The sequence below is a fragment of the Flavobacterium crocinum genome (assembly GCF_003122385.1).
GTDB classification, from domain to species: Bacteria; Bacteroidota; Bacteroidia; order Flavobacteriales; family Flavobacteriaceae; genus Flavobacterium; species Flavobacterium crocinum.
This window is the reverse complement of record NZ_CP029255.1, coordinates 805,610-818,268: the sequence shown is the minus strand read 5'-3', so window position 1 is coordinate 818,268 and position 12,659 is coordinate 805,610. Positions and strand designations below refer to the sequence as shown.

Annotated in this window: 6 protein-coding genes; 5 read left to right on the top strand and 1 reads right to left on the bottom strand. The window is 36.2% G+C overall.

Going from position 1 to position 12,659, the window contains the following annotated elements; genetic code table 11:
- Positions 1-47: 47 nt before the first annotated feature.
- Positions 48-764, bottom strand: coding sequence for an NUDIX hydrolase (locus tag HYN56_RS03895; RefSeq protein ID WP_109190980.1), 717 nt, complete (start codon positions 762-764; stop codon positions 48-50).
- Positions 765-1,331: 567 nt separating this feature from the next.
- Between HYN56_RS03895 and HYN56_RS03890 the strand changes: the two genes are divergently transcribed.
- The 5 genes from HYN56_RS03890 to HYN56_RS03870 all read left to right on the top strand — a co-directional run bounded on the left by HYN56_RS03890 (position 1,332) and on the right by HYN56_RS03870 (position 12,522).
- Positions 1,332-4,460, top strand: coding sequence for a SusC/RagA family TonB-linked outer membrane protein (locus HYN56_RS03890; RefSeq protein ID WP_109190979.1), 3,129 nt, complete (start codon positions 1,332-1,334; stop codon positions 4,458-4,460).
- An 11-nt stretch (positions 4,461-4,471) separates the two neighbouring features.
- Positions 4,472-6,046, top strand: coding sequence for a RagB/SusD family nutrient uptake outer membrane protein (locus HYN56_RS03885; RefSeq protein ID WP_109190978.1), 1,575 nt, complete (start codon positions 4,472-4,474; stop codon positions 6,044-6,046).
- Positions 6,047-6,070: 24 nt separating this feature from the next.
- Positions 6,071-7,438 (top strand): hypothetical protein, encoded by a 1,368-nt coding sequence (locus HYN56_RS03880; protein WP_240622653.1) that lies wholly within the window; start codon positions 6,071-6,073, stop codon positions 7,436-7,438.
- A gap of 77 nt (positions 7,439-7,515) precedes the next feature.
- The gene (locus HYN56_RS03875; RefSeq protein WP_109194712.1) at positions 7,516-9,999 is read left to right on the top strand and encodes a glycoside hydrolase family 2 TIM barrel-domain containing protein; all 2,484 of its coding nucleotides are present in this window, start codon (positions 7,516-7,518) and stop codon (positions 9,997-9,999) included.
- A 123-nt stretch (positions 10,000-10,122) separates the two neighbouring features.
- Positions 10,123-12,522: a glycoside hydrolase family 31 protein gene (locus HYN56_RS03870; RefSeq protein ID WP_109190977.1), complete on the top strand. Its 2,400-nt coding sequence runs from the start codon at positions 10,123-10,125 to the stop codon at positions 12,520-12,522.
- Positions 12,523-12,659: the final 137 nt, after the last annotated feature.

Sequence of the window (12,659 nt, the reverse complement as noted above, 5' to 3'; positions counted from 1 at the left end):
TTTATTGTAATGTTTCGAAGTTTAAAAAGATTTTAATGAACTAAAAATCAGAATTCAAAATTAAATCCTTTTTGGGTTAATTTATCATAGATTTCTGGATCAAACTTGTATAGCTGTGCCGCCCGATGCGAAACATCCTGCTGTTTCTCATCTAATGCAACCAAAAGTTTCATGTGAAGAATTTTTCTTCTAAAGTTTGGTTTGTCCATTTCGATTCCTAAAATTTCTTCGTACAACTGCATTAATTGTAATAAAGTAAATTTTTCCGGCAGCAGATTAAATCCAATTGGAGTTTGACGAACTCTGTTTCGAAGGTGTTTTAAACTGTAATCTAAGATTTCATTATGATCATAAATCAAATCCGGTATGCTGTCTATTTTATACCATTGTGCATCAGAAGCTGTAAAACCGGCTTTAATATTATAGTCTTCTCTTTTTACAAGAGCATAATATCCAATTGTAATAACTCGTCTTAACGGAAAACGATCAGGATCGCCAAATGCTTTCAGCTGTTCCAGATAAATATTGTCAAGACCAGTTAGCTCATTTAATAATCGATGAGCCGCATTGTCTGTGCTTTCTTTTTTATAAATCCATCCTCCCGGAAGACCCCATTTTCCTTTGCTGATACCCTCTCCGTGCTGTACCAAAAGTACCTCAAGACTGCCTTTGTCAAAACCAAAAATAACACAGTCAATTGTGATCGCATTCATGGCGCTGTGCTCATTTTTTGAAGCAGTTCTGTCATCTACATTTTCAACCATATTCGAGATAAATTTTGACAAATTAAATAAATAAAATGATTATTAGCCTTCTTCAAAGCTTTATATTTTTTTTAACGAAACAAAAAATTGATAATCAGTGAATTAAAAATGTGCTAAAAAGTGGTTTTAAAAATCACATTTCTTAAATGACTGATTGTCAATTTTATAAAACGTTGTTTTTTCTACATTTTTTATTTCGATTTCATTTCGCTTTTTATGGCATTGATAAAAATGAAATAGTATTTCTCAGAATCGAAAAAAATTAACCCTAATATTTTGTTAATATAGAAAATTTGTTTTACACTTGTAGTCAAATTTACCATAAGATAAATTCAAATTGACCATAAGTAAAAAAAGCAAAGCTACAACTTAACTTAAACTTACCACAAATGTTTTTTTAAGAAATTGATTTTTAAATCGATTTTGGTGCTTATAGTCTGCAAGTATTAAATGTTGGAATTGAGATTCAGGCCCTCATTTTTTGACATGATCTGCTTGGGAATTTTTTCCGGGATTTTCTTAGGGTAGAAATTACTAACTATAACTTAAACTTAATCAATTCTTATTATGAAAAGCAAAAATTGTATTAAAACAACAAAGCTGTCATATTTTATGACGGTGCTGCTTAGCGTATTTATGATGCAGTTTGGATTTGCTCAAGAATCCAAAACTGTAAGTGGAACCATCACTTCTGCCGAAGACGGATTTGGTGTTCCGGGAGCAACTGTACAAGTACAGGGAACAAAATCGAGTACTGTTACCGATTTTGATGGAAAATATAAAATTGAAGCCAAAACAGGCGATGTTTTAGTATTCACTTTCGTGGGATTTAAAACACAGAATATTAAGGTTGGCGATCAAAAAGTAGTCAACGCGGTTTTACAGCCGGAAACTGCAGAACTTAAAGAAGTTGTAGTTATTGGATATGGTTCTCAAAAGAAAACCTTGGTTACAAATGCTGTAACTCAGGTTAGTGGAGAAAACCTAACAAAAACAAATACTACCAATGCGCTTCAGGCACTTCAGGGTCAGGCTGCGGGTCTTCAAATTACTTCAACTTCTGGCCAACCGGGAGAAAGCCTGAATGTAGTAATTAGAGGAGTTGGTTCAACAGCAGGAAGTAATCCGCTTTATGTTGTTGACGGAGTACTTACAGGAGATATTTCGTATTTGAATAACTCTGATATCGAATCGATTTCTGTTTTAAAAGATGCGGCTTCGGCGGCAATCTACGGTTCACAAGCTTCAAATGGAGTGGTGTTGGTTACAACAAAAAAAGGAAAACGTGGTGCAACTGGACAAATCACATTCGATCAATATTATGGCGTTCAGTCAGTAGCAAGAAAAGTAGATTTGCTGGATGCTAGGGAATATGCTACAATATTAAATGAAGCAAGAGTAAACTCTGGAAATACACCGTATTTTACAAATGCTCAAATTGCAGGAATGGGTTCTGGAACCAACTGGATGGATAAAATGCTGACAGATAATGCGGCTACAAAAAATTTCTCTTTTGGGGCTTCAGGCGGTTCTGAGACTTCTGTTTATTCAGCTTCTTTGTCTTACTTAGGGCAAGAAGGTGTTGTAGGAGGACCAGACTTATCAAACTATGAGCGTTATAATTTCAGATTCAATTCAGAACATAAATTATACAAAGATGTTGTGACAATTGGAGAAAACCTGAGTTTTGCTTACATTGACAGAAACGGAATTGGTGTTGGAAATCAATACAACAACTCTTTAAGAGGCGCTTTTCAAGCAACACCTTTACTGCCAATGTATGATGCAAACGGAAATTACTTCGATACTTCAGGAAGTACAGAGCCTTGGTTAACTGGTGTGGCAAACCCTTACGCTTTAATGGTGTACAATAATCAGAATGAAAGTAACAGTCAAAAATTATTAGGAAATGTTTACTTGCAGATCCAGCCAGTTAAAAACCTGACTTTTAGAACCACTTTAGGTCTTGACTATAATGTTAGCGAAGGACATTCTTATTCTCCAATTTATCGATTATCAATTTATGCTAACAACGCTTTTGACAGAGTAAATCAGAACATGAATAAAAGCAGAAGCATCAACTGGGATAACTTATTGACATATAAATTTAACGTAGCCGATAGCCACCATTTTGAAGCTATGGCTGGTACCTCTTATATTAATTACAATACAACTTCTATAGAAGCAGCCAATGCAGATTCTGTTTTTAATGACTTAGAACACGCATGGATTGATAACACTACAAATAAAGACGGCGCTAGAATGTCTATGAAAGGAAGTAAGTTTGAGAATGTTTTAATGTCTTACTTTGGAAGATTAAATTACAATTACCAAGAAAAGTATTTATTAAATGCTACTCTTAGAGCAGATGGTTCTTCAAAATTTGCACAAGGAAATCAGTGGGGTTATTTCCCGTCAGTTTCTGGAGGATGGGTTGCTTCAAATGAAGAATTCTTAAAAGATTCAAAAGTATTCAACTTCCTTAAATTTAGAGCAAGCTGGGGACAAGTAGGAAACCAGAGTATTAGATCTTTCCAATTTTTATCTTTAATAAAATCTAATAATACAAACTACAGTTTTGGCGATAAAGAAGGGGTACTTACACCAGGTGCATATCCTCAAAACATTGCAAACCCTGATCTAAAATGGGAAACTTCAGAGCAAATTGACCTTGGGTTTGATGCAAGATTTTTGGACAATGCATTAAGCGTGAACTTTGATGTGTATAAAAAAACAAACAAAGACTGGCTTATTTTAGCTCCAATCTTGGCAACTGCTGGTGCTGATGCTCCATTTATTAACGGAGGAGATGTGGTTAATAAAGGAGTTGAGTTAAGTTTAAACTATCAGAATAAAATTGGAGATTTTAATTACAGCGTAAGTGCAAATGGTGCTTATAATAAAAATACGGTTGGGTCAATTCCAAATGCAGATGGAATTATCCACGGTTTAAATGGCGAACTTTACGATAACTCAGGGGAGTTTTATAGAGCAGAAAACGGACATCCATTAGGATATTTCTGGGGATATAAAACAGGAGGAGTTTTCCAAAACCAAGCACAGATTGACAATTACAAATCGGCTAACGGAGTAGTTTTACAGCCAAATGCTGCACCTGGAGATTTGATTTATGTAAACACAAATGGAGATGATAAAATCGATGCTTCAGACAAAACAAGCATCGGAAATCCAAACCCTGATTTTACTTACGGATTCTCTCTATCAGCTAGTTATAAAGCTTTCGATTTTTCGCTTAATGCAAATGGAGTAGCTGGAAACCAAATCGTACAATCGTACAGAAATCAGGCAAATACTTACGGAAATTATACTTCGGCAATATTAAGCCGTTGGCACGGAGAAGGTTCTTCGAACACAATGCCAAGAGTAACAGAGGATAATAGAAACTTTACTCAATTCTCTGATCTATACGTTCAGGATGGAGATTTCTTAAGAATCAACACCGTAACATTAGGATTTGATTTAGCAAAAATGAAACATTCAAAACCATTTTTTGCAAGTCAGTTTAGAATGTATTTCTCAGTATTGAACCTTTATACTTTCACAAAGTATGACGGAATGGATCCTGAAATAGGATTTGGTTCTTCTAATGATGATCAAAAGTTTTCATCAGGGGTTGATGTGGGTTACTATCCAAGACCAAGAACATTTATGTTAGGTCTAAATGTTAAACTTTAATACATAAAAAAATGAAAAAGACTTATTTATATATTTTCTGTTTGAGTTTACTTTCTCTTGGTTCTTGCAGTCTGGAAACAGAACCTCTTACACAACAGACAGATGGAAATTTTTATAAAACTACAGATGATGCATACGCAGCATTAGTTGGTTGTTATGATGGAATGCAGGTGGCGACAGGAGCTTCTGGCTTAGGAGTTCCGGTAATTAGTGAAGTAATGTCTGATGATTGTTTTGGAGGAACAGGAAATTCAGACGGCTACAATTATGCTGCTATTGATGAGTTTAACATTCAACGTTCACCATCTGATATTGATATGCTGAACGGTAACTGGATCGCATACTATAAAGCGCTTTATCGTTGTAATGTTTTATTGTCAAAAATGGATCAAATTGACTGGAAAGACGATACTACTTTAAGAAATACTTATGAGTCTGAAACAAGATTTATCAGAGCTTACTTGTATTTTGAAATGGTTCGTTTATGGGGAAATATTCCTTTATTGACTAAGCCTTCAACAGAAAATATTCCTCAGGCAGCGCCAGAAGAAGTCTATAAAGTAATTGCAGAAGATTTAGTTTTTGCTTCAGATCATTTACCATCGTCAGCTTACAGCGCAACAGTTAGCGGACGTATTACAAAATGGGCAGCAAAATCTTTACTTGGTCGTGTTTACTTGTACTACACAGGATATTATGGCAAAACGGATTTAGCAGGAGTAGTGACTAAAGCACAAGCTTTGGCACATTTAGAAGATGTGGTAGCATCTAGCGGACACGGTTTATTAGAGGATTTCTCTACATTATGGCCGGCAGCTTCTGTTGACAAATATGCAGGTGAAGCGAATAAAGAAATCGTATTTTCTATAAAATATACTTACACGAGTGATTATAATGGAAATACTGATGGAAACCATTGGTTGGTAATGTTTGGAATGAGAGAATTCTCGTCTTATCCTTACGGACGTGGCTGGGGTGTAACGGTGAATTCTAAATTATGGAATGCTTATGCTGCTAATGATACCAGACGTGTTTCAACAGTAATTGGAATTACAGAAGAAAAAATTCCATTTGATAAAATAAATAATCAGCGTGAGTATACAGGTTACTACAACAAAAAATATACTCCAATGGTGGATAAAGATGGCAAAGATCTTCCGTTAACAATGGGAAGCCAGTTCTGGGATATCAGCCAGTTTCAAGATTATGTAGTATTAAGATATGCTGATGTACTTTTAATGGCGGCAGAATTAGGAAGTGGAAATGCACAAGCTTATTTTGATGATGTTAGAAGAAGAGCTTACAAAACAGCTTTTAATTCTATTCCAGTTAATTATGATAATATAATGAACGAAAGACATTTAGAGTTTGCTCTGGAAGGAGTTAGATACTGGGATTTATTGCGTCAGGGAATTGGAAAAGCATCTTCAACTATTGCAGAAACTACAACTTTACTTAACGGAGGTGTACAGACTACAAAAACAATTTCTACAGTAAACATCCAAAACACAAAAGGATTACAGCAGATTCCAAATACTCAGATTACATTATCTAATGGAGTATTGAAACAAAATGCAGGCTGGTAGTTTTTTAATTTAAAAAGTAAAAAAATGAAAAATATAAAAGTATTAATTACGACATTTTTGATGCTGGCAATGCTGGTATCGTCTTGCTCGCCTGACAGCTATTCTCTAGATGGCGCGATGGATAAATCGGATATACATTTTGAAATTACTCAGGATCTTGCAACAGATCCAGGAGGAAATACTGTAATCCTGAAAAATACGACTCCAGGTGTTATTTTAAACTGGGATTATGTAACTGGAAAATCAGACAAAGCTGTTGAAACTGTTAAATATGCTTTCAAAGGAAATTATACGATAAAAATCTCGGCAGTTACCGGTGGAGGAATCGTAGAACTTGATCCAGTTACCGTAACAGTAACTCAGGACAACTTAAATTATGTAAATGATCCGCTTTGGACTGCATTATCTGGAGGAGTAGGAAAACAAAAAGTTTGGATTGCAGATAATGGTAAATATGGTATGGCTCCTGGAGCAATGTCTTATGCTGATCCTAGCACTACAGTGGAGTGGGGTAATTTTACGCCAAACTGGGAACCAGAAGGAAATGCTAATTCAAGTACAGATGCAGATATGCATTGGGGAAGAACCATGACTTTCAGTCTTGAAGGTGGTCCATTTATGAAAATTAATGAAGCTGACGGAACACTTAAAGAAAGCGGTACTTATTTCTTAGATATCAATGCACATACTTTAACAACAACAGGCGCAACAATTCTAAGACCAGACAATTATATTGCAAACGCAAGCAATTGGAATAATAACATTAAGATTTTAAAACTTACGGAAAACCAGTTGCGAATTGCTATTTTGAGAACTAACAGCGAAGGACCATGGTGGTATATCTGGAACTTTGTTTCAAAAGATTATGCAGACAATTATGTACCGCCTGTTACTGGACCAAGCTACGATGAAGGTTTCAATCCGACTTTTGCTTCTGGTGAATTATTAAAAATGATTACTGGCGGAGTAGGTTCAGGAAGAGTTTGGAGTTTGGATGGAAATGGAAATCCAGTTGACTGGTTAGGAAAAGGAAAAGGATGGACTACAGGCGCTTCAAGTTCTTATAACTGGGGATGGAATGATGATTGGGCTGCGGCGGCAGGTAATTCATGGATTCGTTTTGATCAATTCGGAGGAAAACTAAATTATACCCGCAGTCAAAATGGTGTAGTAACAACTGGATTGTTTACAATAGATGAAGAGAAAAATGAAATTAATTTAGGGACAAATACACTAATTCAAAATCCGGATAGCTGGATGAATCCGACTGTAAGTGTTATTAAAGTGGTAAAGGCTTTCAATAATGATTATCTCCAAAAAGGGATTTGGTTCGGAACATCTTATGATGCAGGAAAAGATGAATGGTTTGTATTTCATTATATAATTCCTTAAAAATTAATATCTTTCAGTTTAAAAATAACTTGGAAGCAGTATCAAACTGCTTCCGGGTTATTAAAATTTACAGTATTATGTTGCAGTTAACTTCGTGTAAAAAATTAGGATTACTATTGATGTGTGCTCTTTTATTGACAGCATGCAAATCATCAACAGATCAGAAATTCAGTAACCGAAAAGTTTCTTTTAATGCAGATTGGAGTTTCCATCTTAACGATAGCATTATTGATAAAGATACTATTAGAGCTTCAACAAAATGGAGAACTTTAGACGTTCCGCACGATTGGAGCATCGAAGGAAAGTTTGATGAAAAAAGTCCTGCGGGTTATGGAGGCGGAGCATTAAATGGAGGTTTAGGCTGGTACAAAAAAACATTCAAAGTCGCTGCAGAAGACAGCACAAAAATAACGTCTATAACTTTTGACGGAGTGTATAGAAACAGCGAAGTCTGGGTAAACGGACATTATTTAGGAAAACGTCCAAACGGGTACATCGGTTTTCAATATGATATGTCACCATATTTGAATTATGGAGAAAAAAACAACGAAATTATTGTTAAGGTTGACAATTCAAAACAACCCAATTCACGCTGGTATTCAGGTTCAGGAATTTTTAGAAATGTCTGGATCGAAACTACAGATAAACTTCATGTAGGACAATGGGGAACCTATATTACAACTCCAAAAGTTACGACCGAAAAAGCTTCTATAAGTTTTGAAACCACAATTAAAAATCAATACAAAGAAGGTAAAAAAGCCACGGTAACGACCACCATTTTTAAAGAAGACAAAAAAGTAACATCGGTTACTCAAGAAATAACCATCAATGGCAACGAAAACCAAACTCTGAATCAATCGGCAGAAGTTGAAAATCCGATTTTATGGTCAGTTGAAAATCCAGAATTGTATACAGCAATTACCGAAGTTTCGCTTGACGATAAAATCATAGATCAATATAAAACCACTTTTGGAATCAGAGATTTTAAATTTGATTTGAACAAAGGTTTTATTTTGAATGGAAAACAAGTCAAAATAAAAGGAGTTTGTTTGCATCATGATTTAGGTCCGTTGGGTTCGGCAATTAATACGCGCGCCATCGAACGCCAATTAGAAATCATGAAAGAAATGGGTGTAAACGGAATAAGAACTTCACACAATCCACCTTCTCCAGAACTTTTAGATTTATGCGATAAAATGGGTTTCATTGTCATGGATGAAGCTTTCGACATGTGGAAACAAACCAAAACCAAATACGATTACGGAAACGATTGGGACAAATGGCACAAACAAGATCTAATCGATCAATTGCTTCGCGACCGAAATCATCCTAGTATTTTTGTTTGGAGTATTGGAAATGAAATTCCGGAACAATGGAATGAAAAAGGTGTTGAAATTGCCAAAGAATTAGCCGCAATTACACGTCAATACGATAAAACCCGTCCGTTGACAGCGGCTATGAATCCGCCGGTAAACATGAATATTGATGCGGTGACTTTACAGTTTGAGAAAAAGGATGTATCAATTAATCCGCTTGCAGGATCGGGAGTTTTAGATTTAATCGGATACAATTATGCGCATCAAACGTACGAACATCATTTAAAAAACTTTCCAAACACGCCTTTCATTGCAACCGAAACCACTTCAGGTTTACAGACAAGAGGGTATTATGATGCCGTTTCGGATACCATCAAAAAATGGCCGGTAAGATGGGATTTGAAGTTTACAGAAGGAAATCCTGGAAATACCGTTTCAGCATACGACCAAGTTCAGACACCTTGGGGATCTACACATGAAGCGACTTGGAAAGTAATTAAAAAACACGATTTCCTTTCTGGAATGTATATCTGGACAGGTTTCGATTATATCGGAGAACCAACGCCGTACGAATGGCCGTCAATTAGTTCGTATTTCGGAATTGTCGATTTAGCCGGTTTCCCGAAAGATGTGTATTATATGTACCAAAGTGAATGGACAGATAAAACCGTTCTTCATATTTTCCCGCATTGGAATTGGAAAGCCGGACAAACTGTTGATGTTTGGGCGTATTACAATAAAGCCGATGAGGTGGAACTTTTCGTAAACGGAAAATCAGTTGGAAAAAGAAGCAAAAAAGGAGACGATCTGCATGTTATGTGGCGAATTCCTTTTGAAGCTGGAACTCTAAAAGCGATTTCTCGTAAAGACGGAAAAGTAGTTTTAGAAAAAGAAATCAAAACAGCTGGAAATCCTTCGCAATTGAAATTAACGGCTGACAGAAGCACCATCAAAGCAGATAAAAATGATTTGTCTTTTGTAACAGTTGATATTTTAGATACTAATGGAACTTTAGTGCCAAATGCGAATAGCGAAATTAATTTCTCATTAAAAGGAAACGGAAAAATCGTAGGCGTTTGCAGCGGAGATCCAGTTAGCCACGAGTCTTACAAAGGAAATAAACATACGGCTTTGGCTGGAAAATGCTTGGTTGTGATTCAATCTGGAGATACATCAGGTAGATTAGAATTAACAGCAAAAGCAAATGGATTGAAACAATCCACTATTGTGATTATAACAGAATAATGACACAACGCTCCTGCAAGGTTTCCAAAACCTTGTAGGTATAAATAAGTTTCGAAATAAAAATAACAGACCTACAAGGTTTTGGAAACCTTGCAGGAGAACTAACATCTAGATTATTAACCAATGAAAAACTCACAATTAACCGCATTAGTTTCTGCTTTTGTTTTGGGATTTTTAGCCGTGCCAAAAGCGACAGCACAAATTCAAAATGCAGATGTACTGAATGCGCCAATAGATATCAGTAAAGATTTTCAGAATTATCTGAATACTTTTTATTTCGCAGACGAATTGGCTTCTTTTGATCCTGCAACAGGAAAAGGAACTATAAAGTATTTAAGATACAATTATAAAACACGTCAGGCTTTCAACAACATGATGATGAAACCAGATGTGGAAAAAGCAAACGAATTCCCGACAACAGAATATGCAGAATCTCCTGTTTTACCATTCGAAATTCAGTTTGTTTCAGATAGAACAGTTAGAATCAAAACGACTTCTGGACCGCAGTTTCATCCGCAAAAAGAATCTCTAATGCTGGTTGACGGCGTTGCGCCAAATCATCCTGAATTATGGAAATATGCTAAAATTGAAGGCGGTCACAGTTATACAAGCAAACACGGGAAAGTTGAAATTTTGACAAAACCTTGGCACGTAAAAATCTACGATGAAAAAGGAAAATTACTGACAAGCACACTTCACGATACCGATTTTAAAAATACCTATACGCCGACACTTCCCTTTTCTTACGTTCGCCGAAACAGCGATTATTCTAGAAGTATGGGAGCGGCTTTCAGTTTAGAGCCAGACGAAAAAATATTTGGTTGCGGTGAATCATTCACACAATTCAACAAACGTGGTTCAAAAGTAGTTTTATGGACAGATGACGCTAACGGAATCCAAAACGAAACGATGTACAAACCGATTCCATTTTACATGAGCAGTCGTGGTTACGGCGTTTTCATGCATCATTCAACACCAATTACAGTTGACTTTGGAAAATATTTTTCAAGTGCCAACGAAATGTACATTGGAGACGACGAAGCCGATTTATTTTTCTTCATCGGAGAACCAAAAGACATCTTAGATCAATATACGAACCTAACTGGAAAAGCAGCGATGCCACCACTTTGGTCATTCGGTTTCTGGATGAGTAGAATCACTTATTTCTCAGAAAAAGAAGGACGCGATGTTGCCAGAGATTTACGTAAATACAAAATCCCAACCGATGTTATTCACTTTGATACAGGTTGGTTTGATGTAGATTGGAGAAACAATTACGAGTTTGCAAAATCTCGTTTCCCGGACGCTACAAAAATGATGTCTGATTTGAAAAAAGATGGTTTTCAGGTTTGTCTGTGGCAGTTGCCTTATTTCACGCCAAAGAATACTTTGTTCCCTGAAATTATGGATAAAAATTTAGCGGTAAGAGACAGAAAAGGAAATCTTCCTTATGAAGATGCGGTTTTAGATTTCTCAAATCCTGAAACGGTAACTTGGTACCAAGGAAAATTGAAAAAGTTATTTGATGAAGGCGTTGCTGTTTTCAAAGTAGATTTTGGAGAAGCGGCACCGCCAGACGGGATTTACCATTCTGGAAGAACTGGTTTTTACGAACACAATTTATATCCGTTAAGATACAATAAAGCAGTTGCAGAAATCACTCAAAAAGAAAAAGGATATACTTTAATCTGGGCAAGAAGTACTTGGGCAGGTTCACAGCGTTACCCTTTACATTGGGGAGGAGATTCTGAAACAACAAACGGAGCCATGTCGGCAGAATTACGCGGCGGACTTTCATTAGGTCTTAGCGGATTCAGTTTCTGGAGTCATGACGTTGGAGGTTTCGCAACAAAATCGCCTGAGAATATTTACAGAAGATGGACACCATTCGGAATGTTTACTTCACACGTAAGAAGCCACGGAGAACCGCCTCGCGAACCTTGGTTGTACAGCAAAGAATTCTTGGAAGGATTTAGAAAAGCAGATAATATGCGTTACGAATTAATGCCATACATCTACGCTCAGGCAAAAGAAAGTTCTCAAAAAGGTTTACCAATGATGCGTGCGCTTTTTGTAGAATATCCAAACGATCCGGGAGCCTGGTTAGTAGATAATGAATATTTATTTGGTTCAAGTATTTTGGTTGCACCGCTTTTTGAAGAGGTTGAAGAAAGAGACGTTTATCTTCCAGAAGGAACTTGGATCGATTATCAAACTAAAAAAGTGTACCAATCGGGCTGGCATAAAATTAAAGCGGGCGAGGTGCCAATCGTAGTTTTAGTAAAAGATGGAACTGCAATTCCGCACATCGGTTTAGCGCAGTCTACAAAAGACATGGATTGGAGCAAATTGACATTAAAAGTTTTTGCTAGCGATAAAACGACTTCGGCAACAGCCAAAGTATTTTTACCTGAAGGCGATGCGGTACAAGAAATAAAAGTGAACAAAACTGGAAACAATTTTGAAGTAGCTGCAAACCCATTAAACGGAAAAACCACTTTTAAAACAGAGTGGGCAAAATAAAAAAGTTAGCCACTAATTGCACGAATTTCCACGAATTGAATTTGTGTTAATTTGTGTAATTAGTGGCAAAAAAAATAGCCACAGATTACACAGATTAAAAGGATTAAAAATTGAGAATTCAAAATTAAAAATCTGCT